Source organism: Streptococcus pseudopneumoniae (assembly GCF_001072315.1).
GTDB lineage: Bacteria > Bacillota > Bacilli > Lactobacillales > Streptococcaceae > Streptococcus > Streptococcus pseudopneumoniae_R.
Genome location: NZ_JVLI01000174.1, coordinates 1 through 25,184, shown reverse-complemented (window position 1 = coordinate 25,184; position 25,184 = coordinate 1). Strand labels below are relative to the sequence as shown.

General features: G+C 41.1%; 24 protein-coding genes. 19 read left to right on the top strand and 5 right to left on the bottom strand.

Annotated elements, in window-relative coordinates:
• Positions 1–72: 72 nt before the first annotated feature.
• Positions 73–885 carry a Cof-type HAD-IIB family hydrolase gene (locus ADH54_RS09715; RefSeq protein WP_049524955.1) on the bottom strand — a complete coding sequence of 271 codons (813 nt, stop codon included), beginning with the start codon at positions 883–885 and terminating at the stop codon, positions 73–75.
• Between the two features lie 189 nt (positions 886–1,074).
• On the opposite strand from ADH54_RS09715, the gene ADH54_RS09710 reads away from it, so the two are divergent.
• The 6 genes from ADH54_RS09710 to folK all read left to right on the top strand — a co-directional run bounded on the left by ADH54_RS09710 (position 1,075) and on the right by folK (position 7,149).
• Positions 1,075–2,493, top strand: coding sequence for an NCS2 family permease (locus ADH54_RS09710; RefSeq protein ID WP_049524954.1), 1,419 nt, complete (start codon positions 1,075–1,077; stop codon positions 2,491–2,493).
• 58 nt (positions 2,494–2,551) lie between these two features.
• Positions 2,552–3,259: a CPBP family intramembrane glutamic endopeptidase gene (locus tag ADH54_RS09705; RefSeq protein ID WP_049524953.1), complete on the top strand. Its 708-nt coding sequence runs from the start codon at positions 2,552–2,554 to the stop codon at positions 3,257–3,259.
• A 198-nt stretch (positions 3,260–3,457) separates the two neighbouring features.
• Positions 3,458–4,435 carry a dihydropteroate synthase gene (gene folP / locus ADH54_RS09700; RefSeq protein WP_049524952.1) on the top strand — a complete coding sequence of 326 codons (978 nt, stop codon included), beginning with the start codon at positions 3,458–3,460 and terminating at the stop codon, positions 4,433–4,435.
• A gap of 1 nt (position 4,436) precedes the next feature.
• Positions 4,437–5,759 carry a bifunctional folylpolyglutamate synthase/dihydrofolate synthase gene (locus tag ADH54_RS09695; protein ID WP_049524951.1) on the top strand — a complete coding sequence of 441 codons (1,323 nt, stop codon included), beginning with the start codon at positions 4,437–4,439 and terminating at the stop codon, positions 5,757–5,759.
• Entirely contained in the window at positions 5,740–6,294 is a 555-nt protein-coding gene (folE, locus tag ADH54_RS09690) for a GTP cyclohydrolase I FolE (protein WP_049524950.1), read from the top strand. Before ADH54_RS09695 ends, folE begins: the two co-directional genes overlap by 20 nt.
• A 42-nt stretch (positions 6,295–6,336) precedes the next feature.
• Positions 6,337–7,149: a 2-amino-4-hydroxy-6-hydroxymethyldihydropteridine diphosphokinase gene (gene folK, locus ADH54_RS09685; protein ID WP_023943494.1), complete on the top strand. Its 813-nt coding sequence runs from the start codon at positions 6,337–6,339 to the stop codon at positions 7,147–7,149.
• Positions 7,150–7,193: 44 nt separating this feature from the next.
• On the opposite strand, the gene ADH54_RS09680 is transcribed toward folK, so the two are convergent.
• Entirely contained in the window at positions 7,194–7,511 is a 318-nt protein-coding gene (locus tag ADH54_RS09680) for a DUF960 domain-containing protein (protein ID WP_031227786.1), read from the bottom strand.
• 237 nt (positions 7,512–7,748) lie between these two features.
• On the opposite strand from ADH54_RS09680, the gene ccpA reads away from it, so the two are divergent.
• Positions 7,749–8,759, top strand: coding sequence for a catabolite control protein A (gene ccpA / locus ADH54_RS09675; RefSeq protein ID WP_049524949.1), 1,011 nt, complete (start codon positions 7,749–7,751; stop codon positions 8,757–8,759).
• A 167-nt stretch (positions 8,760–8,926) separates the two neighbouring features.
• Here the strand turns inward: ccpA and ADH54_RS09670 are convergent, their stop codons facing one another.
• Positions 8,927–9,889, bottom strand: coding sequence for an asparaginase (locus ADH54_RS09670; RefSeq protein ID WP_049524948.1), 963 nt, complete (start codon positions 9,887–9,889; stop codon positions 8,927–8,929).
• 65 nt (positions 9,890–9,954) lie between these two features.
• Between ADH54_RS09670 and ADH54_RS09665 the strand changes: the two genes are divergently transcribed.
• Positions 9,955–11,346: a Cof-type HAD-IIB family hydrolase gene (locus tag ADH54_RS09665; protein WP_049524947.1), complete on the top strand. Its 1,392-nt coding sequence runs from the start codon at positions 9,955–9,957 to the stop codon at positions 11,344–11,346.
• Positions 11,347–11,480: 134 nt separating this feature from the next.
• Here ADH54_RS09665 and ADH54_RS09660 read toward each other — a convergent pair whose 3' ends face one another.
• Positions 11,481–11,933, bottom strand: coding sequence for a universal stress protein (locus ADH54_RS09660; RefSeq protein WP_049524946.1), 453 nt, complete (start codon positions 11,931–11,933; stop codon positions 11,481–11,483).
• A 161-nt stretch (positions 11,934–12,094) separates the two neighbouring features.
• On the opposite strand from ADH54_RS09660, the gene ADH54_RS09655 reads away from it, so the two are divergent.
• The 4 genes from ADH54_RS09655 to ADH54_RS09640 all read left to right on the top strand — a co-directional run bounded on the left by ADH54_RS09655 (position 12,095) and on the right by ADH54_RS09640 (position 16,159).
• A complete protein-coding gene (locus tag ADH54_RS09655) occupies positions 12,095–12,397 on the top strand; it encodes a hypothetical protein (protein ID WP_049524945.1) in 303 nt (100 codons plus the stop codon).
• A gap of 156 nt (positions 12,398–12,553) precedes the next feature.
• Positions 12,554–13,768 carry a pyridoxal phosphate-dependent aminotransferase gene (locus ADH54_RS09650; protein WP_000666460.1) on the top strand — a complete coding sequence of 405 codons (1,215 nt, stop codon included), beginning with the start codon at positions 12,554–12,556 and terminating at the stop codon, positions 13,766–13,768.
• A 154-nt stretch (positions 13,769–13,922) separates the two neighbouring features.
• Positions 13,923–14,057, top strand: a complete 135-nt coding sequence (rpmH, locus tag ADH54_RS09645) for a 50S ribosomal protein L34 (protein WP_000831905.1) — start codon at positions 13,923–13,925, stop codon at positions 14,055–14,057.
• 137 nt (positions 14,058–14,194) lie between these two features.
• Positions 14,195–16,159, top strand: coding sequence for a peptide ABC transporter substrate-binding protein (locus tag ADH54_RS09640; protein ID WP_049524944.1), 1,965 nt, complete (start codon positions 14,195–14,197; stop codon positions 16,157–16,159).
• 90 nt (positions 16,160–16,249) lie between these two features.
• Here ADH54_RS09640 and ADH54_RS09635 read toward each other — a convergent pair whose 3' ends face one another.
• Positions 16,250–18,094, bottom strand: coding sequence for an APC family permease (locus tag ADH54_RS09635; RefSeq protein WP_049524942.1), 1,845 nt, complete (start codon positions 18,092–18,094; stop codon positions 16,250–16,252).
• 157 nt (positions 18,095–18,251) lie between these two features.
• On the opposite strand from ADH54_RS09635, the gene ADH54_RS09630 reads away from it, so the two are divergent.
• From ADH54_RS09630 to ADH54_RS09600, 7 genes are all read left to right on the top strand, one after another.
• Positions 18,252–19,022: a TatD family hydrolase gene (locus ADH54_RS09630; protein ID WP_049524941.1), complete on the top strand. Its 771-nt coding sequence runs from the start codon at positions 18,252–18,254 to the stop codon at positions 19,020–19,022.
• A gap of 13 nt (positions 19,023–19,035) precedes the next feature.
• Positions 19,036–20,388, top strand: a complete 1,353-nt coding sequence (locus ADH54_RS09625) for a PIN-like domain-containing protein (RefSeq protein WP_049524940.1) — start codon at positions 19,036–19,038, stop codon at positions 20,386–20,388.
• Positions 20,367–20,939 (top strand): ribonuclease M5, encoded by a 573-nt coding sequence (gene rnmV / locus ADH54_RS09620; protein WP_049524939.1) that lies wholly within the window; start codon positions 20,367–20,369, stop codon positions 20,937–20,939. Before ADH54_RS09625 ends, rnmV begins: the two co-directional genes overlap by 22 nt.
• A gap of 71 nt (positions 20,940–21,010) precedes the next feature.
• On the top strand, positions 21,011–21,910 hold the full coding sequence (locus tag ADH54_RS09615; RefSeq protein ID WP_049524937.1) for a helix-turn-helix transcriptional regulator: 900 nt from the start codon (positions 21,011–21,013) through the stop codon (positions 21,908–21,910).
• Positions 21,911–22,177: 267 nt separating this feature from the next.
• Entirely contained in the window at positions 22,178–24,208 is a 2,031-nt protein-coding gene (locus ADH54_RS09610; protein ID WP_049524936.1) for a bacteriocin-associated integral membrane family protein, read from the top strand.
• 1 nt (position 24,209) lies between these two features.
• Positions 24,210–24,851 carry an ABC transporter ATP-binding protein gene (locus ADH54_RS09605; RefSeq protein ID WP_033683036.1) on the top strand — a complete coding sequence of 214 codons (642 nt, stop codon included), beginning with the start codon at positions 24,210–24,212 and terminating at the stop codon, positions 24,849–24,851.
• Positions 24,844–25,137 (top strand): hypothetical protein, encoded by a 294-nt coding sequence (locus ADH54_RS09600; protein WP_049524934.1) that lies wholly within the window; start codon positions 24,844–24,846, stop codon positions 25,135–25,137. Before ADH54_RS09605 ends, ADH54_RS09600 begins: the two co-directional genes overlap by 8 nt.
• Positions 25,138–25,184 lie beyond the last annotated feature (47 nt).

The following is a 25,184-nucleotide window of genomic DNA, read 5'->3' as shown; positions in this document are numbered from 1 at the left end:
TGCCGTACTCAAGTACTGCCTACGGCTAGCTTCCTAGTTTGCTCTTTGATTTTCATTGAGTATCAGTATGGACTATAAGAATAAGTCTTGCAGGGTTTTGGCAACTCCGTCTTGGTCATTTGTCAAGGAAATTTGCTCATCTGCATAGGGGAGTAGCTCTGGGTTAGCATTTTTCATTGCATAACCTTTCCCAGCAAAAGCAAGCATTTCGGTATCATTGTGCTCATCTCCAAAGGCAATCAAATCCTTTTTGTCACGGTTCATTACCTTGAGCAAGTAGTCCAAAGCAAAGGCCTTATTAACTCCTTTGGGTGTACACTCAAGGATATTGAGCGGACCTCCCCAGGTATTGATAGACAGTTGATGCTGGTAGAAGGCGTTCATTTCTTGTGCCAGAGCATACTTGTCACTGGCTCTGGTCTGCAACAGGATACAGTTAGGGTCCTTGGTCACCAATTCAGGCTGGAATTGATTTTCAGGTTGGAAAGCTTCCACACCAAATAGTTTAGGATTGGCAATTTCTTCATTAGGATTTGTAATGTAGAATTTTTTACGATATTCTCCAGCAATAAAATCGGCTTGAATATCCTCTGAACGTTGAACCATGTCTAAAAGATATTTTTTGTCTACCGTCAAACACTTTTCAAAGTCCCAAACTTGGTCTGGTAAATGAGTGAGGGAACCGTTGAAGTTAATCATAGGAGTGTCTAAGCCTAGCTCGCGGTAAAAATCTTTTGACATGCGGTAAGGGCGACCTGTCGTGATAATAACCTGATGGCCTTTTTCAGCAACTTTTTTAATGGTTTTTTTGGTAAAGTCAGAAATCTGACTGTCTGAGTTGAGCAGGGTTCCATCCAGGTCAACTGCAATAATTTTCTTCGTCATAGGGACCTTTCTAGTGTCTTTTCAGATAAGATGTCTACTATTATAGCAGAAAGCAGGCAGAAAAGCAGATTCGAAACAAAAAAAGAAATTTCATCAAATTCTTAAATAAATCAAACAAAGATATTGAAAAAGTGAATGATAAATGATATAATTCTATTATTGTTCGTAAAAATTAAAAGGAGATTGATAATGGACAAATTATTTAAACTAAAAGAGAACGGTACAGACGTTCGTACAGAGGTTCTCGCTGGTTTAACAACTTTCTTTGCAATGAGCTATATTCTCTTTGTAAACCCACAAATTCTTTCGCAAACAGGAATGCCTGCTCAGGGTGTGTTCCTCGCAACGATTATCGGTGCAGTTGCTGGTACCTTGATGATGGCCTTCTATGCTAACTTGCCATATGCTCAAGCGCCAGGTATGGGACTCAATGCCTTCTTTACCTTTACAGTTGTATTCGGACTTGGTTATTCATGGCAAGAAGCCCTAGCTATGGTCTTCATCTGTGGAATTATCTCATTGATTATTACCTTGACAAATGTTCGTAAAATGATCATTGAATCTATTCCAAATGCCCTCCGCTCAGCTATTTCAGCAGGTATCGGTGTCTTTCTTGCCTATGTAGGGATTAAGAATGCTGGACTTTTGAAATTTACGATTGATCCAGGCAACTATACTGTTGTAGGAGAAGGGGCTGACAAAGCTCAAGCAACGATTGCAGCAAACTCTTCAGCAGTTCCAGGATTGGTCAGCTTTAATAATCCAGCTGTTTTGGTGGCTCTTGCAGGACTTGCCATTACTATCTTCTTTGTCATCAAAGGGATTAAAGGGGGAATTATCCTCTCTATCTTGACAACAACTGTTCTTGCTATTGCAGTTGGTTTGGTAGATTTGTCAAGCATCGATTTTGCTAATAACCATGTTGGTGCAGCTTTTGAAGATTTGAAGACAGTCTTTGGTGCAGCTCTTGGTTCAGAAGGTTTGGGAGCTTTGGTTTCAGATACAGCTCGCTTGCCTGAAACGCTTATGGCTATTCTTGCCTTCTCATTGACAGATATTTTTGACACAATTGGTACCCTGATCGGTACAGGTGAAAAAGTTGGTATCGTAGCGACCAATGGTGAAAATCACCAATCAGCTAAGTTGGATAAGGCTCTTTACTCTGATTTGATTGGAACGACAGTCGGTGCCATCGCAGGTACTTCGAACGTAACGACTTATGTTGAGTCTGCTGCTGGTATTGGTGCAGGTGGACGTACTGGTTTGACAGCCTTGGTTGTAGCTATCTGTTTTGCGATCTCAAGCTTCTTTAGTCCACTTCTAGCGATTGTACCAACAGCCGCTACAGCTCCAATCTTGATTATCGTTGGGATTATGATGTTGGCTAGCTTGAAAAATATCCATTGGGACGATATGTCTGAAGCGGTTCCTGCTTTCTTCACATCTATCTTTATGGGATTCAGCTACTCTATCACTCAAGGGATTGCGGTTGGTTTCTTGACTTACACTTTGACTAAGCTTGTCAAAGGTCAAGCTAAAGATGTTCATGTCATGATTTGGATTTTGGATGCCTTGTTTATCCTTAACTATATCAGCATGGCCTTATAATAGAATGACCCAGGGGGGATTTCCCCCTTTTTTTAATACAAAGTCTAGGAGATGAATGATGGAAGAGAAAAGTATGTGGAAAGAATTGTTGAATCGTGCAGGCTGGATTTTAGTCTTTTTGCTAGCGACAATTCTATATCAGATTCCTTTAGCAGTTACTGCTATTTTAACTTTAAATGCAGTACCACTGTTACAGTCAGGACTGATAGTTGCTGGTCTTTCGATTGTAGTGTTGGCACTATTTATTTTTGGAGCTCGTAAAACGCAGTTAGCAAGTTTTAATTTTTCTTTTTTTAGAGCTAAGGATTTGGCACGTTTGGGCTTGAGTTATTTAGTCATTATCTGTTCAAATATACTTGGTTCTATCTTGTTACAACTGTCAAATGAGACGACAACAAGTAACCAGTCTCAGATTAACGATATGGTTCAGAATAGTTCTCTGATTTCCAGTTTCTTCTTATTGGCCTTGCTTGCTCCGATTTGTGAGGAAATCTTGTGTCGGGGAATTGTTCCTAAAAAGATTTTCCGAGGCAAGGAGAACTTGGGATTTGTAGTCGGTACGATTGTGTTTGCTTTATTGCATCAACCAAGTAATTTACCTTCTTTATTGATTTATGGAGTTATGTCGATCGTTCTATCTTGGACGGCTTACAAGACCCAACGTTTGGAAATGTCTATCTTACTTCACATGATTGTGAATGGGGTTGTTTTCTGTTTGTTGACTCTCGTGGTAATTTTGAGTCGGACATTAGGGATTTCTGTTTAATACTCAATGAAAATCAAAGAGCAAACTAGGAAACTAGCCGCAGGCTGTACTTAAGTACGGCAAGGCGACGTTGACGCGGTTTGAAGAGATTTTCGAAGAGTATAAGATTATTGACAATTGCTTACTTGCTTCTACTGGGAAAAAGATGAATGCAATCGTGTCCATCTTTTTCTTTTTATGGTAAAATAGAGAAATAATATGGTGAAAAGCCTTGAGGGAGTGACCGATATGTCAAGTAAAGCCAATCATTCAAAGACAGCTATTTGCGGAATCATCAATGTAACCCCAGACTCCTTTTCGGATGGTGGTCAATTTTTTGCGCTTGAGCAAGCGCTCCAGCAGGCTCGTAAATTGATAGCAGAAGGGGCTAGTATGCTAGATATCGGCGGAGAATCGACTCGGCCGGGAAGAAGTAGCTATGTTGAGATAGAAGAGGAAATCCAGCGTGTTGTTCCAGTGATTAAAGCGATTCGCAAGGAAAGTGATGTCCTCATCTCTATTGATACTTGGAAGAGTCAGGTGGCAGAGGCTGCTTTGGATGCTGGTGCCAATATAGTCAATGATATCACTGGTCTTATGGGTGATGAAAAAATGGCCCATGTGGTTGCTAAGGCTGGTGCGAAAGTAGTCATTATGTTTAATCCAGTCATGGCGCGACCTCAGCACCCTAGCTCGCTCATCTTCCCTCATTTTGGTTTTGGTCAAACCTTTACAGAAAAAGAGTTAGCTGACTTTGAAAAAATGCCAATCGAAGACTTGATGGAGGCTTTCTTTGAACGTGCACTAGCGAGAGCAAATCAAGCTGGAATTGCACAAGAAAATATCCTGTTGGATCCAGGAATTGGCTTTGGTCTGACCAAGAAAGAAAATCTGCTTCTTTTACGGGACTTGGATAAACTACATCAGAAGGGGTATCCAATCTTTCTTGGAGTGTCGCGCAAGCGGTTTGTCATCAATATCCTAGAGGAGAATGGTTTTGAAGTCAATCCTGAGACAGAACTTGGTTTCCGCAATCGAGATACGGCTTCAGCTCATGTAACCAGTATCGCTGTGAGACAGGGTGTGGAAGTGGTGCGCGTGCATGACGTAGCTAGTCACAGGATGGCAGTTGAAATTGCCTCCGCCATTCGTCTGGCTGATGAAGCGGAAAATCTAGATTTAAAACAATATAAATAAGATGAAAGAATTTGAAAATAATCAGTGGATTGCTAACTATCGGACGGACCAACCACATTTTGGCTTGGAACGCATGGTGGAACTGTTAGCTTTGCGTGGCAATCCCCATCTCAAACTCAAGGTTATCCATATCGGAGGAACCAATGGCAAGGGCTCGACCATTGCTTTTTTGAAAAATATGCTAGAAAAGATGGGGCTGAGAGTTGGTGTTTTCAGCTCGCCCTATCTCATTCATTACACAGATCAGATTAGCATCAATGGGGAATCTATCCCAGAGGCTAGACTAGAAGCCCTCATGGCAGACTATCAGTCTTTGTTGGAAGGGGAATCGGCTACCAATTTGCAGGGGACAACCGAGTTTGAGATTATCACAGCCATAGCCTATGATTACTTTGCCTCAGAGCAAGTAGATGTGGCCATCATGGAAGTGGGTATGGGCGGACTCTTGGATAGTACCAATGTCTGCCAACCCATTTTAACAGGTATCACGACTATTGGACTGGACCATGTAGCCCTACTTGGTGATACCTTGGAAGCTATAGCAGAGCAGAAGGCTGGTATTATCAAACAAGGTATTCCCTTGGTGACAGGCCGTATCGCTCCAGAAGCTTTGGCTGTGATTGACCGCATTGCGGAAGGGAAAGATGCGCCGAGACTTGCCTATGGGTCAGATTATCAGGTCAGCCATAAAAAGAGTGTGGTTACAGGCGAAGTCTTTGACTATACAAGTGTTGTCAGACAAGGTCGTTTCCAGACTGGCCTGCTTGGTTTGCACCAGATAGAGAATGCTGGGATGGCCATAGCTTTACTCGATACTTTTTGTCAGGAGGATGGCCGAGAGCTACCAGCTAATATCTTGATTGCTCAAGCTCTGGAAGAAACAAGATGGCCGGGGCGTCTGGAGGTCATGTCAAGGAACCCCTTGATGATCTTGGATGGGGCCCACAATCCCCATGCTATCAAGGCTTTATTAGCAACCTTGCAAGAACGCTTTGCGGATTATCATAAGGAAATCCTCTTTACTTGTATCAAAACCAAGGCCTTGGAGGATATGTTGGACTTGTTGGGGGCCATGCCAGATACCGAGCTTACTCTGACACATTTTGACGATAGTCGGGCGACTGATGAAAGCGTGCTGGAAGAGGCAACTAAGTCTAGAAATCTCAGCTACCAAGGTTGGCAGGAATTTCTAGAGCAGAAATTGACAGATAAAAAAGAAGAGAAAAAAACAGTTAGGATTGTCACAGGTTCCTTGTATTTCTTGAGCCAAGTGAGAGCCTATCTGATGGAGAGGAAGAACGAAAATGGATACACAAAAGATTGAAACAGCTGTAAAAATGATTATCGAGGCTGTCGGAGAGGACGCTAACCGCGAGGGCTTGCAGGAAACACCTGCTCGTGTGGCTCGTATGTACCAAGAGATTTTTTCAGGGCTTGGTCAAACAGCGGAGGGACATTTGTCAAAATCCTTTGAGATTATTGACGATAATATGGTGGTAGAAAAGGATATTTTTTTCCATACCATGTGTGAGCACCACTTTCTACCATTTTATGGGAAAGCGCATATTGCCTACATTCCAGATGGCCGTGTGGCAGGTTTGTCTAAGCTAGCCCGTACGGTTGAAGTTTATTCGAAAAAACCACAAATTCAAGAAAGATTGAATATCGAAGTAGCCGATGCCTTGATGGAGTATCTGGGTGCTAAAGGAGCCTTTGTTGTCATTGAGGCGGAACATATGTGTATGAGCATGCGTGGTGTCAGAAAACCAGGCACTGCAACCTTGACGACAGTAGCTCGTGGTTTGTTTGAAACAGATAAGGACCTCCGCGACCAGGCTTATCGTTTAATGGGACTATAAAAAGAATCCGCTTCAAGCGGATTTTTCTAGAAAGGAATCATTATGGATCAACTGCAGATTAAGGATTTGGAAATTTTTGCCTATCATGGTCTTTTTCCTAGTGAGAAGGAATTGGGGCAGAAGTTTGTCGTTTCAGCCATCCTATCCTATGATATGACCAAGGCGGCTACAGACTTGGATTTAATGGCTTCTGTCCATTATGGAGAATTGTGTCAGCAGTGGACGACTTGGTTTCAGGAAACAACTGAGGATTTGATAGAAACGGTAGCCTATAAACTGGTAGAACGTACCTTTGAAACTTATCCTCTTGTCCAAGAAATTAAGTTGGAACTGAAAAAACCTTGGGCACCGGTGCATTTGCCACTAGATACTTGCTCGGTAACCATTCATCGCCGTAAGCAACTGGCCTTTATCGCCCTAGGAAGCAATATGGGAGATAAGCGAGCAAACTTGAAACAAGCCATTGAGAAAATGCGATCTCGTGGTATTCATATTCTCAAAGAGTCCAGTGTCTTGACGACGGAGCCTTGGGGTGGTGTGGAGCAGGATAGCTTTGCTAATCAAGTGGTTGAGGTAGAAACCTGGTTACCTGCACCAGTTCTATTAGAGACCTTGTTAGCCATTGAGTCAGAGATGGGACGGGTGAGAGAAGTACATTGGGGACCTCGTTTGATTGATTTGGACTTGCTCTTTGTGGAGGACCAGGTTATTTATACGGATAACCTCATCTTGCCTCATCCTTATATAGCAGAACGCCTTTTTGTTCTTGAATCTCTTCAAGAAATTGCGCCTCATTTTATCCATCCTACATTAAAGCAACCTATCCGCAACTTGTATGATGCTTTGAAAAAATAGAAAAACTCTAGTTTTCAGTCGTTTGTAACTGAAGGCTAGAGTTTTTAAAATAGGTCATTTTCTTCTGGGAGGAGGATAGTTTCTCTACCATCCATGTCTAAAACCAGTACTCTTGGCGGATAAAGAGGGTCGAAAGGATGGTTAAAGTCAAAATCAATAGCTGTAGGGAGGTGTTGACTTGAAAAATGGAAGGTGATTTTTCCATGGTTATTGAGCAATTGAAACTCGAGTTCTTCTTCCAATTCAAAGACATTTTTTAGGAAATGGTCAATAATATACCAAAAAGAGTCAATGACATCATCAGGTAAGCTGGTAACAATACCAAAACTAGCCGACCGCATCTGGGTATTGGTAAAAGCCATATTTCTGCCCCCTTTCTTTTCCCTTATCATACAGCAAATAGGATTAAAAATCAAGAAAAGGAGATTTTTTCTTTATAAACATAGTTTTATATGAAATTTTTTTCAAATATTCTTCGAAAAATGCTTGAAAGTGTTTACAAATAGTGATAAAATGGAATAAGTAGAATCATGAAAACGAAATTTTCATACCGTCTCTTTTTTGGAGTCTCGTGAGGTATGATATAGAAAGGAAATGGAATGAATACAGACGATACAGTAACGATTTATGATGTCGCCCGTGAAGCAGGAGTTTCAATGGCGACAGTTAGCCGTGTAGTCAATGGCAATAAGAATGTAAAAGAGAATACTCGAAAAAAAGTGCTTGAGGTGATTGACCGTTTGGATTACCGTCCAAATGCAGTGGCGCGTGGTCTTGCAAGTAAAAAGACAACCACTGTCGGTGTCGTGATTCCAAATATTACCAATGGCTATTTCTCAACGCTTGCTAAAGGAATTGATGATATCGCTGAAATGTACAAGTATAACATCGTTCTTGCCAATAGTGATGAGGATGATGACAAGGAAGTTTCAGTGGTTAATACACTGTTTTCTAAGCAAGTGGATGGTATCATCTTTATGGGGTATCACTTGACTGAAAAAATTCGTTCAGAGTTTTCTCGTTCACGGACACCAGTTGTTCTTGCAGGGACAGTGGATGTAGAACATCAGCTTCCAAGTGTCAATATTGACTATAAGCAAGCAACGATTGATGCAGTGAGTTACCTTGCTAAAGAAAATGAGCGTATTGCTTTCGTTAGCGGTCCGCTAGTGGATGACATCAATGGTAAGGTTCGTTTAGTTGGCTACAAGGAAGCCTTGAAAAAAGCAGGAATCGCTTATAGTGAGGGTTTGGTATTTGAATCTAAATATAGCTATGATGATGGTTACGCCTTAGCAGAGCGTTTGATTTCATCAAATGCAACTGCAGCAGTTGTGACAGGTGATGAGTTGGCAGCAGGAGTCTTGAACGGTTTGGCTGATAAGGGTGTTTCTGTGCCAGAAGATTTTGAAATCATTACTAGTGATGATTCACAAATCTCACGCTTTACCCGTCCAAACTTGACAACGATTGCCCAACCTCTTTATGACCTTGGTGCCATTAGTATGCGTATGTTGACCAAGATTATGCACAAGGAAGAGTTGGAAGAACGTGAAGTTCTCTTGCCTCATGGTTTGACAGAACGTCGTTCAACACGAAAACGTAAATAGAAAAAATCAGGGAATCGAGAAGATTTCCTGATTTTGATTTTTAGAGAAGGAGTTATACTCAATGAAAATCAAAGAGCAAACTAGGAAGCTAGCCGCAGGTTGCCCAAAGCACTGTTTTGAGGTTGCAGATGGAAGCTGACGCGGTTTGAAGAGATTTTCGAAGAGTATTAGCCTTCCATATAGTCTTTCAAAGCCTGTCCTTTTAGTCCGGCATTGAGGGCAATGAGGAGTTTCAAGCGGGCTTTTTGGGCGTTGAGTTCTTTGACAAAGAAGACACCTGCTTTTTGCAACTGTACGCCCCCACCCTGGTAGGCATAGACAGGTTCTGCGATACCGTTAAAGCATCGGGAAACCAGGGCGACTGGGATTCCTTTTTGCAGAAGGCTTTCTAATTTTTGAGCCGTTTCTTTGGGAATATTACCAGCTCCGAAGGCTTGGATAATCAAACCGTCCAATTGTTCCAAATCCAGCATATCAATCAGCTCATCTGTCATACCGGCATAAGCAGAGATGATAGGGACTAAGCCTTGTATGTGATTAAGGTCAAAGCGAACACGAGGTTCAGCTGTTTTGAAGTAGAGGATTTCCCGCTTCGTAATCAGACCAAGTGGCCCATGTGTTGGGGTCTGGAAGGTGCCGACGTTGGTCGTATGCGTTTTGGTAACATACTTGGCAGCATGGATTTCATCGTTCATAACAACCAAAACCCCTTTGTCCGCAGCCCTGTCATCGCTAGCCACCCGTAAAGCACTCAGATAATTATAAACGCCATCACTGCCGAGTTCGTTGGAGCTACGCATGGCACCCGTTAGAACGATAGGCATATGGGGAACTTCCATGGTATCAAGGAAATAGGCTGTTTCCTCTAAAGTATCGGTTCCGTGTGTAATCACAACCCCATCGTAGTTATCTGCTTCCTCTTTAATTTTTTGGTAGAGGGCCAGCATATGCTTGGGTTTGATATGGGGGCTTGGTAGGTTAAAAAAGTCTAGGGAGTGGACTTGGATTCCTTCAAGTGGGTTGGACACATGGTTCATGGGATTATCTGAACTCGTCACAACAGCGCCAGAAGCATCGGCCTGCATGGAAATAGTTCCACCTGTATGTAAAACAAGGATTTTCTTAGGCATGATTTACTCACTCTTTCTGAAATGTGGTATAATCATTGTATCACAAAAGGGGAGATTGGGATAGGATGGAAGTCAAAGCGGTTTTTTTTGATATCGATGGAACCTTGGTCAACGATCGCAAGAGTGTTTTGAAATCCACTAAGGACGCGATTAAGATTGTCAAAGAACAAGGGGTGCTTGTCGGCGTAGCGACAGGGCGAGGACCTTTTTTTGTTAAGGAATTGATGGACGATTTGGATCTGGACTTTGCGGTAACCTATAATGGCCAGTATATCTTTACTAAAGACAGAGTCTTGTTCACGAGCCCTATTTCCAAGTTACATTTGCGCCATCTAATTACTTATGCTAAAAAAGAGGGCAAGGAGATTGCCCTAGGGACTAAGGATGCCATGTTGGGTTCTAAAATCATGTCCTTTGGTCTGGGTTCTTTTTCCCAACGAATCAGTCGCTTCGTTCCCTCTGTTTTAACTCGGACGGTGAGTCAGTCTTTTAATCGCATGGTCAGCAAGGTTGTTCCCCAAAAGGAAGAAGACCTGCTTCATCTGATGAATCAGCCTATCTACCAAGTTTTGATGCTGATGACACCGGAAGAATCTGAGAAGGCGGCAGCTGATTTTGAAGACTTGAAATTGACACGTAGCAATCCTTTTGCTGCAGATGTCATCAATCAGGGAAATTCTAAATTAGAAGGCATTCGCCGAGTCGGGAAAGAATATGGCTTTGACCTCAACCAAGTCATGGCCTTTGGTGACTCAGATAACGACCTTGAAATGCTGGCGGGTGTCGGTATGTCGGTCGCTATGGGAAATGGTAGTAGCAGTGTCAAGGAAGTTGCCAAGCACATTACCACTAGCAATCAGCAAGATGGAATCCACAAGGCCTTGGAACATTTTGGTGTTTTGTCTTCAGAAAAAGTCTTTGTCAGCCGTGACTATCATTTCAATAAGGTTAAGACTTTCCACCACATGATGGATGAACGAACCCAAGAAGAACCTCGAGCTTGGGATTTAGAAGGTGCAACCCATAGGGCTGGCTTTAAAATAGAAGAATTGGTGGAGTTTGTTCGAGCTGCCAGCCCTTCTGAAGAGGACTTTGGTCAAGCTCTATCGCAACTTCATCAGGCCCTTGATAAGGCAGCAGATAAGGTAGCACAGAAGACGCCTGCTCAGCAAGATTTGGTAGGGCAAGTGGATGCCTTGATTGACACACTTTACTTTACCTACGGTAGTTTTGTCTTGATGGGAGTGGACCCAGAACGTATTTTTGACATTGTCCATCAGGCTAATATGGGGAAAATTTTCCCTGACGGCAAGGCTCATTTTGATCCAGTGACTCACAAAATCTTAAAACCAGATGATTGGGAAGAAAAATATGCTCCAGAACCTGCTATTAAAAAGGAACTGAAGCGCCAGCTCAAGGCTTACGAACGCCATAAAGAGAGAAATAATACTCAATGAAAATCAAAGAGCAAACTAGGAAACTAGCCGCAGGCTGCTCAAAACACTGTTTTGAGGTTGTAGATGGACGTTGACGTGGTTTGAAGAGTATAAATAGTAAACAAAAAGGAGCGTTGAGCTCCTTTTCTTCGTGATTATAAGGTTTTTTCTTGTTCTCTCACAACCAGCAAATCGACCTTAGCATGGCGGAGGATGTATTCAGATGAAGATCCGACCAAGAGGCGTTCAAAGGCGTTGAGACCAGTTGCGCCAACGAGGATGAGATCAACTTCTTCTGCATCTGGAATAGTACGTGCCAGTAGGGTCTTTGGATTTCCCATTTCAATGACGATATGAACATCTGCCACCCCAGCATCTTTAGCACGTTTTTCGTACTCTTTCATCAGACTTTCAGCGTCGACTTGGAGTTGTTCGTAAACTTCAGCATCAAAGGTGGATACGCTTTGGAGAGCGCGTGTGTCAATGACATGGGCGATGGTGAGTTTAGCGTCGTTTCGTAGAGCAGAATGAACTCCCTTGACAAAAGCCAAGTCTGCTTCCTTAGAACCATCGATTGCGACCATAATATTTTGGTAACGTTGTGCCATAATGAAACCTCCTGAAATTTTCTTACTATAATTGTAAACCTTTTCACTATAGAAGTAAAGCAAAAAAAGTATTTTTCAAAAGAATGTTAGTGCTTAACATCTATATAAATATATGATAAAATAAAAGAAAGGACAGCAGGAAAGAAGTGAAGGGAGGGAGAATGATGAAAAACTCTTTTCAAGAAACAAAAAAATCAAATTTCCTTTATTATGGAATTATCCTAGTTTCAGTCTTGGTAGAAGTTATTATGATCTGGCAATTAGAGAGTCTGGTACCGTTTCTTTATCCAGGGTTTATCGGATTTTTAGTCTTTCATGTACTCTACCATCTAATCTTATTCCTGGTTGCAAAACGAAGTGGGCGTTGGGATTACTTGATGATATGGGGGCTTTTCCTCATGTTTAATCTTCTCTATGACTCCTTTTTAGGCCTGCTTTTTCTAGGTTTATCTTTTGGTATGTGATGTTTTTTTGGCAAAACACCTGCTATCTCCCCTGTCTTGACCTCGCTTTTAGCGAGGTTTTTCTTCTGTAGGATTTTAGTAACACATTTCAGTAAACTTGTCGCATTTTCTTTCTAGTGGTATAATGTTACTATCCTGATGAATTGAGGAAACAAGATGAAAGAATATAACAAGTCTAGTAAGTTAGAGCATGTTGCTTATGATATCCGTGGCCCTGTTTTGGAAGAAGCCATGCGGATGCGAGCAAACGGAGAAAAGATTTTACGTCTGAATACAGGAAATCCAGCAGAATTTGGTTTTACAGCGCCAGACGAAGTCATTCATGACTTGATTATGAATGCGCGTGATAGTGAAGGTTACTCTGACTCCAAAGGGATTTTCTCAGCCCGTAAGGCTATCATGCAGTATTGCCAGCTGAAGAAATTCCCAAACGTGGATATTGATGATATTTACCTTGGAAATGGTGTCAGTGAGCTGATTGTCATGTCCATGCAGGGGCTTTTGGACAATGGAGACGAGGTCTTGGTGCCTATGCCAGACTATCCTCTTTGGACAGCCGCTGTCAGCCTAGCTGGAGGAAATGCCGTTCACTATATCTGTGATGAAGCTGCAGAATGGTACCCAGATATTGACGATATTAAGTCAAAAATCACTTCCAATACCAAGGCAATCGTCCTTATCAATCCAAACAACCCAACTGGAGCCCTTTATCCGAAGGAACTCTTGCTGGAGATTATTGAGATTGCCCGTCAAAATGATTTGATTATCTTTGCGGATGAAATCTATGACCGCATGGTCATGGATGGACATGTGCATACGCCTGTGGCGAGCTTGGCACCAGATGTCTTCTGTGTCAGCATGAATGGTCTATCAAAATCTCACCGTATCGCTGGTTTCCGTGTAGGTTGGATGGTCTTGTCTGGACCTAAGACTCATGTCAAGGGCTATATCGAAGGGCTCAATATGCTGTCCAATATGCGCCTTTGCTCTAACGTTTTGGCCCAACAAGTCGTCCAAACTTCCTTGGGTGGTCACCAATCAGTTGATGAATTGCTCCTTCCTGGTGGACGAATTTATGAGCAAAGAAATTTCATCTATAATGCCATTCAAGAGATTCCAGGTTTGTCTGCAGTTAAACCCAAGGCTGGACTCTATATCTTCCCTAAAATCGACCGCAATATGTACCGTATCGATGATGATGAGCAGTTTGTCCTTGATTTCTTGAAGCAGGAAAAGGTTCTCTTGGTTCATGGTCGAGGCTTTAATTGGCAGGAACCAGACCACTTCCGTATTGTTTACCTTCCTCGTGTCGATGAACTGGCCCAAATCCAAGAAAAGATGACTCGTTTCTTGAAACAGTATCGTAGATAGGGCTTACATTCGAAAAAGCGCCAAAAAGCAGTAAACATTTGCCTTGAGCTATTGACAAAAGTGAAAGAATCAGATAGAATAGTAAAGTATGTTTAGTAACTGATCACTTTATAGCCGGCTAAACGAATACAAAATCTATGAGGAGGTATTCATCGTGAAACGTACTTATCAACCAAGTAAACTTCGTCGTGCGCGCAAACACGGATTCCGTAACCGTATGTCAACTAAAAACGGTCGTCGCGTATTGGCAGCTCGTCGTCGTAAAGGACGCAAAGTTTTGGCTGCATAATCCAAACGAACCATAACAAAAATCAGTAGGAACTCGAGTCTACTGATTTTTATTTTTGTAAAAAAGTTCAAAAGACTTTATATTTTCCCTCAAATGGTGTATAATATTTCACATACTGTAAAAAATGGAGAATAATCATGAAGAAATCAAAAGTTATGCTTTTTGGAGCTATGGCTTTGACAGCAGGTCTAGCTCTAGCGGCATGTGGGTCTTCCCAATTAAGTAATGCTGAGAAAACCTACTCTTATGTATTTACTAGTAATCCTGATACCTTGGACTACATTACTTCAACACGTGGTTCTACTTCAAGTATCACGACCAACCTGATTGATGGCTTGTTAGAAAATGATAAGTATGGTAATCTCATTCCATCTATGGCTGAGTCATGGACGGTGTCAAAAGATGGTTTGACCTACACTTATAAAATCCGTCAGGGGGCGAAATGGTACACTTCAGAGGGCGAAGAGTATGCGGATGTAACGGCTCATGACTTTGTGACAGGTCTCAAGTATGCAGCTGATAAAAAGGCTGAAAACTTGTACTTGGTTCAAGACTCTATCAAGGGTCTCGCAGACTACGTTGAGGGGGAAACATCTGACTTTGAGACTGTTGGAGTTAAGGCAGTGGATGACTATACTCTTCAATATACTTTGAATAAGCCGGAATCTTACTGGAATTCTAAGACTACTGGGGGCATTTTGAGTCCTGTAAATGAAGCTTTTTTGAAATCTAAGGGAGATGACTTTGGAAGTGTAACACCATCCAGTATCTTGTCAAATGGTCCTTACTTGTTTAAATCTTTCTCATCAAAATCTTTGATTGAATTTGATAAAAACCCTAATTACTGGGATAAGGACAATGTGAAAATTGAGAAAGTGAAGCTCTCTTTCTTTGACGGTTCTGATCAAGATAGTTTAGCGAGAGGATTTTTGGAAGGGAACTACTCCGACGGTCGTATCTTCCCGACAAGTTCAGTGTTTAATCAGTTGAAAAAAGGGAATGAGGACAAAATCACCTATACACCACAAAACTCAGTTACTTTCTACTATCTTTTCAACGTTAATCGTCAAAGCTACAAGCAGACCATGAAACAGTCTGATAAGGAAAAGACAGATTCACTTGTGGCCATGCAAAATAAGGATTTCCGTCAGGCTGTCAACTTTGCCTTTGACCGTCATGCTTATGCAGCGCAGACAAATGGTGAAGATGGAGCAGACCGTATCTTGCGTAACACGCTTATCCCAAGTGATTTTGTCCAAATCAGTGGTAAAAACTTTGGTGATATTGTCAATGAAAAGATTATTAACTATGGTACAGAGTGGTCGAATATCAATTTGAATGATGCGCAACCTGCCTTTTTGAATGCTGAAAAAGCCAAGGCAGCATTTGCTAAAGCTAAAGAAACCTTGCAAGCAGAAGGCGTGACCTTCCCAATTCATTTGGATATGCCAGTTGACCAGACGGCCAAGTTAGATGTACAACAAGCAAGTTCCTTTAAGCAGACAGTGGAAGAAACCCTTGGGGCGGACAACGTTGTGATTGACGTGATTCAACTTTCTCCAGACGAGAAGGATCAAGCTACATTCTTTGCAGATACAGCTGAACAAAAGGACTATGACATTGATATTTCAGGTTGGAGCGGAGATTACTCAGATCCGAAAACTTATCTTGATCTCTTGGATCCAGAGTCAGGTTCACAGCTTAACAATATTGGTTTGACTGCTGGAAAAGATAATGAAGTAAAAGAAAAAATTGGACTTTCTGCTTATAAGAAGTTACTAGATGAAGCAGATAGCGAAGTTGAAAATACTCAGGCTCGTTATGAAAAATTTGCTGAAGTACAAGCTTGGTTGACTGACAGCGCCCTCTTCCTACCAGTTCAAAGTGGTGGTGCTAATCCAATCTTCCGTAAGACTGTACCGTTTACAGGAGCCTTCTCGTTCGTTGGTCATAAGGGAGATGCTGATAACTACAAATATGTTGAACTGCAAAAAGAGCCGGTAACTGCGAAACAGTACCAGGAACTCTATGATAAATGGCTAAAAGAAAAAGCTGAGTCAAATAAAAAAGCTCAGGAAGATTTGGCAAACCATATTCAATAACATTGCTAGTCATGCTTTTTAGTTAAGCATAGTGATAGGATTCAGAAAAAGGCCTTACTAGACGCTTTTGATTCTGGTAGGGCCTTTTCTTTATTCTTTTAAGTGATATGAGTAGCTAGCGACAACGACGTCTTGGTGCCAACGAAGGGCGTATTTGAGTTTGAGACTCATCTGATTGTGCAGGATATTTTGCCAAGGTTTATTGGGGATAAACTGGGGGACGAGGACAGTGACTGTATAGTTCTTTTTCTGAGCTTCTTCGGAAATTCGTTTGACATACTTGACAGTAGGGGTAATGATATCGCGGTAGCTGGTCTTGATATTTTTCAGAGTAATGGTTGGGAAGTAATCGGCAAATTCTTGGAGAATTTCTTGGTCTTTCTCTGCTGTTTCCTTAGTAGAAATGTGCATGGCTAGGACTTCATCTCCGATACTTTGGGCATAGTTAATGGCTCCAACGCTGACGCGGGTAACATTTCCTACTAGGACTAGAACCAGATTGCCATCGTAGGTACGTTTTTCGATTCCTTCATAGAGTCGCAGTTGTTGAGCTACTTTTTGGTAATGACTGTGAATCGCCAAGAAGAGTAGGGTGAGTACGAGAATAATCGGGAAGAAAGGCCAGATATCACTGAGACGGAAAAAGAGCAGGATCAGCACGATAGCGTAGCAAATGATAGCTCCAAGGATATTGGCAAGGGCAGGTTTTAAAAAATTTGCCCCTTTTTCCTTTTTCCAATGACGAATCATCCCAGTCTGAGATAGGGCGAAGGGAACGAAGACCCCGATAGTATAAAGAGGAATCAAACGTTCGGTATTGCCATTAAAAATGAGAAGAAGAATCATAGCCCCAAAAGCCAGAGTTAAAATTCCATTGGAGTAGCCTAGGCGGTCTCCTTTTTCCATAAAGAGATGGGGCATGTATTTGTTTTTAGCCATATTGTAAGCCAGCATAGGGAAGGCCGAAAAGCCAGTATTTGCAGCTACGGCTAAAATCAAGGCTGTGGAGAATTGGAAGATATAATAGCCAAGGTGACCTAAGAAGGAATTACCAAGGATGACTTGAGCCATCTGTGAAAGAATAGTTTCTCCGTGTTGAGGCATAATCCCCATCCAGTAGTTTAGGAAGGTGATACCAGCAAAAAGGAAACCTAAAATCAGTGACATAATGGTCAAGGTTTGAGCGGCATTCTTTTCTTTTGGAGCCTTGAAAAAGGGAACGGCATTTGAAATAGCTTCAACCCCTGTCAGAGAGGCAGAACCACTGGTAAAGGCTCTTAGAATGAGAATGATAGACAGACTCGGTACAGCATGCCCGATAGGAGAAGTTGCCTGATAGCTGAGAGAACCTGTCATTAGTTGAAAGGTTCCATAGAGCAAGAGAAAGACAGTACTGATGATAAAGAGATAGACAGGAATCATCAGTGAACTGGCAGATTCTTTCAACCCCCGTAAGTTCAAGAGCATGAGCAAGCAAACCAGAAAAATGGAGATGTGGAGGTTGTAAGGGTGAAGAGCAGGGAGAGCTGCTGTGATAGCGTCAGCTCCAGATGCAACGGATACCGCTACGGTCAACATATAGTCAACCAGAAGACTGCCTCCAGCGATTAAGCCAAGTTCGGGAGATAGATTTTCTCGAGTAACCATATAGGCCCCTCCCCCTTGAGGGTAGGCATGGATGATTTGACGGTAGGAGACGGTCAGGCTAGCTAGGAGCAGGAGGACAAAGAGGCCGATAGGAAGGCTCCACCATATCGCAAGAGGAGAGAGACTAGCCAAGACGAGGACTACTTGCTCAGGCCCATAGGCAATGGAAGATAGAGCGTCGCTTGACAACATGGCCAAGGCCTGCATTTTTCCCAGTAGTCCCCCTTCGCCTTCAGTTAATGACTTAAGAGGACGACCGATAAAAGTCTGTTTTAATTTTGTAAACATGGTATTTTCCTTTTCTGAAAATTTCAATAAGTGCTATTATACTGCTTTGGAAAAAGAGCGTCAAGAGATGATAATGGGTTTTAGAATATTTTTTTCAGATGAGGAGAGAGGTCAGTTTTTTTGCTATAATAGTAGATAGAAAACGAGGTTAGAAGAGATGATTTTTGATACACATACACACTTGAATGTAGAAGAATTTGCAGGTCGTGAGGCAGAAGAAATTGCCTTGGCTGCTGAGATGGGTGTGACACAGATGAATATTGTTGGTTTTGATAAACCGACGATTGAGCGTGCCTTGGAGTTGGTAGATGAGTATGACCAGCTCTATGCGACTATCGGTTGGCATCCGACAGAAGCAGGGACTTACACAGAGGAAATTGAAGACTACTTGCTTGATAAGCTCAAGCATCCAAAGGTAGTTGCCTTGGGTGAGATTGGTTTGGATTATCATTGGATGACAGCGCCCAAAGAGGTGCAGGAGCAGGTTTTTCGCCGTCAGATTCAGCTATCTAAGGACTTGGATTTGCCTTTTGTTGTCCATACCCGTGATGCGCTGGAAGACACCTATGAGATTATCAAGAGTGAGGGAGTTGGTCCTCGTGGTGGTATCATGCATTCTTTCTCAGGGACTCTTGAATGGGCAGAGAAGTTTGTTGCGCTTGGCATGACCATTTCCTTCTCAGGAGTGGTGACTTTCAAGAAGGCAACTGACATCCAAGAAGCGGCTAAAGAGTTACCTTTGGACAAGATGTTGGTGGAAACGGATGCTCCTTACTTGGCTCCTGTTCCTAAACGGGGTCGTGAAAATAAAACAGCCTACACTCGCTATGTGGTGGACTTTATAGCGGATTTACGTGGGATGACGACAGAAGAGCTGGCGGCAGCAACGACTGCAAATGCAGAACGAATTTTTGGAATTAAGTATTAAAGGAGAAATTATAATGGTTAATTTTATTAAAGAATATAATAAAGATTTTACAAATGAGATGATTAAAGAATCAATTTTTGTAATTGATAATAATTGCTTACTATTCCCTCTGAAAGATTATGTTTTGGGTGATAAAATAGTAGATTCGTTCAATATAATAAAAAATGATGTTTATATTCCATATGTAACACAAATTGAATATTTAGAAAATGAATCAAACACCATAAATAAGCGGAAGGAACAAGTAAAAAAAGCAAAAAAAATAATTTCGAACATTGAAGAGTCAAATCAACTATTAGATTTTAGAATAAAAAATACCATAAATAATAATCTTTTTAATGAAATTGAAAAATATAAAAAAGATGATGCTATGAGATCTATGTACGAACAAATTTCAAGTTTTAAAAATGAGTATGTAGATAAAATTAAAAATTATGAAGAAAAGTTGAAGTTGATAAATGATGAATTGGCAGAGGAGAAAAATAAGCTATTAAAAAAAGTTGATTGGAAATTATCAACTACGAGTGTCGATGAAATAAAGAGAGTAATTGAGAAATTCCTAGATGAGGTAAAGTTAGGATTAGACTACACTGATGATATCTTGAGTAGATATACTGAAGCAATAAATGAGCGTTATAAGTCAAACATTTCTCCGGGATATGAAGATATTGATGGAAAATCTAACCGAACAATTTTTTTAGGAGGTAAATCAGTACCTAGACATTATTCAGATGCAATTTTTTGGTTAGATACGTTAGATTATATTATATATAACCCAAATGTAACTAAAGATAAGAAATATTTGATTATTATTTCGAATGAAGGAAAACAAGACTGGGTTGTTGGAGGTGATAAAACAAAAATCAATCTTGACATGTATTCGGAATGCTATAGAAAAACAGGTTTGATTGTTAAAAAAATAGATATTTGGACACTCTTAAACGTAACGGGAGTAGCGGATGGCAGTTCAATTGAAATTTCCCGTAAAAATTATGAAAATGGAAAATATGATTTTAAGTTATACGGACAGGATTATATTGGTATAGAACAACAATCTAAAATGATGGAAATTATATTTGAAAAAATTATTTCAAAAATTGATGGATCGACTTTAAACATTCCGTGTGTCGTATCGGTTGAAGATTCACTGGAAGGCGTTAACACAACATTTGATAAATATCTAATGGTTAGAGATAGCCTAGGGAATGAATTTTTAGTAGGGACGTCTTTGAATTTTTCTCAAAAACTTAGATATATTTTTGATTTATTGGATTCTAGAGTTGAGGGTAGTGCACCGCAATTAAAATTTATGGACAGTAGTGTTCAAAGTGAGTGGGAAAAAATATGTCGTCGAAGAAAAAAATGAAAATTTCCCAAGTCATCGTGGTTGAAGGCCGCGATGATACGGCCAATCTCAAACGTTATTTCGATGTAGAGACCTATGAAACCCGAGGTTCCGCCATCAATGACCAGGATATAGAGCGTATTCAGCGCCTACATGAGCGTCATGGAGTCATTGTCTTTACAGACCCAGATTTTAATGGCGAGCGGATTCGCCACATGATTATGACGGCCATTCCAACAGTTCAGCATGCCTTCCTCAAACGAGATGAAGCTGTTCCTAAGTCCAAAACCAAGGGACGTTCTCTGGGAATCGAACATGCTAGCTATGATGATTTGAAAACAGCGCTGGCACAGGTGACAGAACAATTTGAACATGAGAGTCAGTTTGATATCAGTCGTAGCGACTTGATTCGCCTAGGTTTCTTAGCGGGAGCAGACAGCCGTAAGCGACGAGAATATCTAGGAGAGGCTCTCCGAATAGGCTATTCTAACGGCAAGCAACTTCTCAAACGCTTAGAGTTGTTTGGGGTTACCTTGGCAGAAGTGGAAGAAGCTATGAAATCTTATGAGTAGGAAAGATGTAGCCGTTACAATTTTTTAAGTTTCACAGTATTTTTCGAAGCAGGTAGAAGAGGAGGCGTCTGATGTTAATTGGTCAAAAAATTAAAGAGATTCGGATAGAAAAAGGAATTAGTCGTCCAGATTTTTGTGGAGATGAGCAAGAACTGACAGTTCGTCAACTGTCGAGAATTGAAAGTGGAGCTTCGCAACCGAGTTTACCCAAGTTAGACTATATTGCTCGTCGTTTAGGAGTTCCAGCTTATAGCCTTATGCCGGATTTTTCAGCTCTCCCTTCTGCTTATTTAGAATTGAAATACCAGATTTTACGTGAACCAATCTATGGTAAAGAAGAGGAATACAATAAGAAAGAAGCGTGTTTGGAAGAGATTTATAAAACATACTTTGATAATCTTCCCAAAGAGGAACAATTAGCATGTGAAGTATTGCAGGCGTGTTTGGATACTTCTAGAACTAGAAGGCCTGAATACGCAGAGTTAATACTTGAGGAACATATGCCTCAGATTATAGAAAAAGAAGCTTATTCAATAAATGATATGTTGTTGATTCGTTTGTTTTTTTATCAAATGCTTATTAGAAAAGATCTTGCCAAATTTGTGAATCAAATCGAAAAGCTAATGTTCTTTCTTTTAGAACAGAAGAAGGTAACTCAATTAGAAAACTTCTTTATAATTAGAGATACTCTTATTTCAGGAATGTGTTGTCTTGAAAAGGTAGGAGTAACTGATTGCTTTAATGATTATCTATCGTGTTTACAAGAAATTATGGATAAAACTCAAGATTATCAAAAGAAACCTCTTGTATTTATGTTTTTGTGGAAGCAAGCATTAAGAGAAAAAAGAGATTTTAGTTTAGCTGAATCATTTTATCAGTCTTCTAAAACATTTGCGAAGCTAATTGGAGATGAATTTCTAGTAAAGAAATTGACAGAGGAATGGCAAGAGGATGTAAAAAAATATTTATAAACATAGTGAAGCAATGACAATAATGTCCTTGTTCTGGTCTTGAAGCAGTTCTAAAGTTCGTCTTTAGAACTGTTTTTTTAGATATAAGCTAAAAATAATATGAAATAGTTAGATTTTAAGGACATTGACGTCCGTGATAGTTCTTGAAAAAACGGATATAATATATTTGAAGATGTTGCTAGTAGAAAGAACTTAATAACTTCTTAACATCACAGTGACTGTGGTCATCTTCTCGCTAAGTGACCAAGTAACTGTTTGGAGGAAATGATGAAACGTTTATTTATTTTGATTTCAATGGTATTGGTATCGCTTTATATGGTGATAACTTCCGTTGACCATCGAGAAGAGATTTTATTTGGTAACTATCCCTCTGTTGATGTGACAGGAATGGTGATAAATCAACCAGTAGCTGGTCGCGAAGAGGTGACAGAGGCTTTGAGTCACTTGGCGGTAGAGCATAATAGTCTCATCGCCCGACGGATTGTTGAGCCAAATGAAGCTGGAGAAACACGCTTTACCTATGCCACTTATGGTCAGGGAGAGCTTCCAGAAGGTTTGACCATTTCCTCCAAGGAGAGTGCAGAAACGAGTGATTTATTAGGGTCTTACTTGATTGTGTCAGGGAGTTTGGATGGAGTGAGCTTACAGACCGCCCTGCAAGAACTTGGCTATAATGGTGTTGTCTCGAATAGAACAGAGGCATTTTCAATGGTCGTCCTCTTGGCGGCTACCCCAATGGGACTACTGAGTCTAGCTATTTTTCTGCTGACCTTTATGAGTCTGACCCTGATTTATCGGATAAAATCCCTCCGTGAAGCAGGGATTCGTTTAATCGCTGGTGAGAGCTTGTTTGGGGTGGTTCTCAGACCAGTGTTAGAAGATGTGAGACAGCTTATCTTCTCGGTGCTAGTATCCAGTCTTTTGGGATTGGGGATTCTCTGGTATCAAGGTGCCTTGTTTATGGCAACGGTGCAACTGGTCATCATTGCTCTTCTATTTTATGGATTGATCCTGGCCGGGATTTCTACCTTACTAAGTGTCGTGTATCTACTTGGTTTACAGGAAAATAGTCTGGTGGATCTATTGAAAGGGAAACTCCCTCTCAAACGTATGCTGACATTGATGATGATGGGGCAACTCTTAGCTGTATTGGTTGTAGGATCGAGTGCGACAGCTCTCCTACCCCACTACCGTGAAATGCAGGAGATGGAGAGAGCTAGCGATAAATGGAGTCAGTCCTCAGACCGTTACCGTCTATCCTTTGGTTGGTCTAGTGCATTTGCCGATGAAGAAGGAATGCGTAAGGATAATCGTGAGTGGCAGACATTTACTGAAGAACGGTTAGCAAATACAGACTCTTTTTATATCATGAGCAATGTTGACAATTTCTCAGATGGAGCAGAAGTGGACCTAGATGGCAATCGTCTCAGTGACTACACACCGTCAGGGAATGTTATCTATGTCTCACCGCGCTATCTGATAGAAGAAAAGATTACCGTTTCTTCAGAGTTTATGGATAAGATGCAAAACTTGTCTGAGGGAGAGTTTGGGCTGATCTTGCCTGAGAGCTTGCGAGAGCAGTCTGCCTACTATCAAAGATTATTTACAGATTACCTGCAAAGATTTTCATCTGAAAGTGTAGAAGTGACGAGTCAGAAACACTACCTCCCACAGCTAAGGCTAGATTTTACAGAAACAGGACAGGAACGTTTCCTCTATAATGATGGGTACAAGACGACACGCCAGTACCTAAAAGATCCGATTATTGTAGTTTTAACGCCGCAAGCGACTGGAACAAGACCTGTTGCAGGGATGTTGTGGGGAACTACGGCTAATAGTGCCTTGAAACTAGATCAATATGGAGACAGCATTACAGCTCTAAAAGAGCAAGGTCTGTATCACAAGGTCTCTTACTTGGTAAAAAGCCAGCTATTTTTTGCCAAGGTACTAAATGACAAACGGGTGGAGTTTTACTCTCTCCTTATTGGGACGATTTTGACCCTGTCTACGGCTATCTTGTTATTTGATTCCATGAATCTTCTCTATTTTGAGCAGTTCAGACGGGAGCTTATGATTAAACGTCTTGCTGGTATGACAATCTATGAGCTTCATGGCAAGTATTTACTGACGCAAGGAGGAGTTCTCTTGCTTGGCCTAATCCTATCTAGTGTTTTGACAGGAGATAGCTTGATTAGCGCTCTAGTTGTAGCTTTATTTACTCTTAACGCCCTCTTGATTTTAGTAAGGCAGGATAAAAAGGAAGAAGCTGGTAGCATGGCAGTATTGAAAGGAAAATAAGATGATTGATATTCAAGGATTGGAAAAGAAGTTTAATGACCGCGCGATTTTCTCTGGTTTAAATCTCAAGCTGGAGAAGGGCAAGGTTTATGCCTTAATCGGAAAGAGCGGGAGTGGAAAGACGACTCTGCTGAATATCTTAGGAAAGCTAGAAAAGATAGATGGAGGAAGGGTTCTCTATCAGGGGAAAGATTTAAAAACCATACCCACTCGTGAGTATTTTCGAGACCAGATGGGCTATCTCTTTCAAAATTTTGGCCTCTTAGAAAACCAATCAATCAAAGAGAATTTGGATTTGGGCTTTGTCGGTCAGAAAATCTCAAAAGTAGAACGTTTGGAAAGGCAAGTGGAGGCTTTAGAAAAAGTTAATCTAGGATATTTGGATTTGGAACAAAAAATTTATACTTTATCTGGGGGAGAGGCCCAACGAGTTGCCCTTGCGAAGACTATTTTGAAAAATCCACCCTTGATTTTGGCAGATGAACCAACAGCAGCTCTTGATCCTGAAAATTCAGAGGAGGTTATGAATCTCTTGGTGGATTTGAAAGATGAAAATCGAATCATCATCATTGCAACCCATAATCCCCTAGTCTGGAATAAGGCCGATGAAATCATTGATATGAGGGAGCTTGCTCATGTGTGAAAAAATCCGTATTCGCAGGGTACCTGATTATCCTAGTGCCAGAGGTGGTTTAGAAGATATTCTCATCATGGAAAATATGACCAATCATCTTCTTTTAGTTCAAATCCGAGTGAATGGCTATTTGCTTGATTTTGCTAGTATTGAAGGTCAAAGGCAAAAGCATTATCGTTTGAAAAATTTACCTCAAACGGTTGAACTGACAGTGGACGATGTGGAGGAGGATGTAGATTTGACCCTACCTGAAAATCGAAGTTATCAAGAAGCTGATTTTTTTGATACTCAATGAAAATCAAAGAGCAAACTAGGAAGCTAGCCGCAGGCTGCTCAAAACAC

Excerpts from the sequence above, each read along its gene's own strand:
- ADH54_RS09625 (WP_049524940.1), top strand. The coding sequence starts at position 19,036 with ATGGTTAATTTTATTAAAGAATATAATAAAGATTTTACAAATGAGATG.
- ADH54_RS09600 (WP_049524934.1), top strand. The coding sequence starts at position 24,844 with ATGTGTGAAAAAATCCGTATTCGCAGGGTACCTGATTATCCTAGTGCC.
- ADH54_RS09635 (WP_049524942.1), bottom strand. The coding sequence starts at position 18,094 with ATGTTTACAAAATTAAAACAGACTTTTATCGGTCGTCCTCTTAAGTCA.
- ADH54_RS09605 (WP_033683036.1), top strand. The coding sequence starts at position 24,210 with ATGATTGATATTCAAGGATTGGAAAAGAAGTTTAATGACCGCGCGATT.
- ADH54_RS09650 (WP_000666460.1), top strand. The coding sequence starts at position 12,554 with ATGAAAGAATATAACAAGTCTAGTAAGTTAGAGCATGTTGCTTATGAT.
- ADH54_RS09680 (WP_031227786.1), bottom strand. The coding sequence starts at position 7,511 with ATGGCTTTTACCAATACCCAGATGCGGTCGGCTAGTTTTGGTATTGTT.
- ADH54_RS09630 (WP_049524941.1), top strand. The coding sequence starts at position 18,252 with ATGATTTTTGATACACATACACACTTGAATGTAGAAGAATTTGCAGGT.
- ADH54_RS09615 (WP_049524937.1), top strand. The coding sequence starts at position 21,011 with ATGTTAATTGGTCAAAAAATTAAAGAGATTCGGATAGAAAAAGGAATT.
- folK (WP_023943494.1), top strand. The coding sequence starts at position 6,337 with ATGGATCAACTGCAGATTAAGGATTTGGAAATTTTTGCCTATCATGGT.
- ADH54_RS09670 (WP_049524948.1), bottom strand. The coding sequence starts at position 9,889 with ATGCCTAAGAAAATCCTTGTTTTACATACAGGTGGAACTATTTCCATG.
- ADH54_RS09695 (WP_049524951.1), top strand. The coding sequence starts at position 4,437 with ATGAAAGAATTTGAAAATAATCAGTGGATTGCTAACTATCGGACGGAC.
- rnmV (WP_049524939.1), top strand. The coding sequence starts at position 20,367 with ATGTCGTCGAAGAAAAAAATGAAAATTTCCCAAGTCATCGTGGTTGAA.
- folE (WP_049524950.1), top strand. The coding sequence starts at position 5,740 with ATGGATACACAAAAGATTGAAACAGCTGTAAAAATGATTATCGAGGCT.
- ADH54_RS09660 (WP_049524946.1), bottom strand. The coding sequence starts at position 11,933 with ATGGCACAACGTTACCAAAATATTATGGTCGCAATCGATGGTTCTAAG.
- ccpA (WP_049524949.1), top strand. The coding sequence starts at position 7,749 with ATGAATACAGACGATACAGTAACGATTTATGATGTCGCCCGTGAAGCA.
- ADH54_RS09665 (WP_049524947.1), top strand. The coding sequence starts at position 9,955 with ATGGAAGTCAAAGCGGTTTTTTTTGATATCGATGGAACCTTGGTCAAC.
- ADH54_RS09640 (WP_049524944.1), top strand. The coding sequence starts at position 14,195 with ATGAAGAAATCAAAAGTTATGCTTTTTGGAGCTATGGCTTTGACAGCA.
- ADH54_RS09710 (WP_049524954.1), top strand. The coding sequence starts at position 1,075 with ATGGACAAATTATTTAAACTAAAAGAGAACGGTACAGACGTTCGTACA.
- ADH54_RS09715 (WP_049524955.1), bottom strand. The coding sequence starts at position 885 with ATGACGAAGAAAATTATTGCAGTTGACCTGGATGGAACCCTGCTCAAC.
- ADH54_RS09655 (WP_049524945.1), top strand. The coding sequence starts at position 12,095 with ATGATGAAAAACTCTTTTCAAGAAACAAAAAAATCAAATTTCCTTTAT.
- ADH54_RS09705 (WP_049524953.1), top strand. The coding sequence starts at position 2,552 with ATGGAAGAGAAAAGTATGTGGAAAGAATTGTTGAATCGTGCAGGCTGG.
- folP (WP_049524952.1), top strand. The coding sequence starts at position 3,458 with ATGGTGAAAAGCCTTGAGGGAGTGACCGATATGTCAAGTAAAGCCAAT.
- ADH54_RS09610 (WP_049524936.1), top strand. The coding sequence starts at position 22,178 with ATGAAACGTTTATTTATTTTGATTTCAATGGTATTGGTATCGCTTTAT.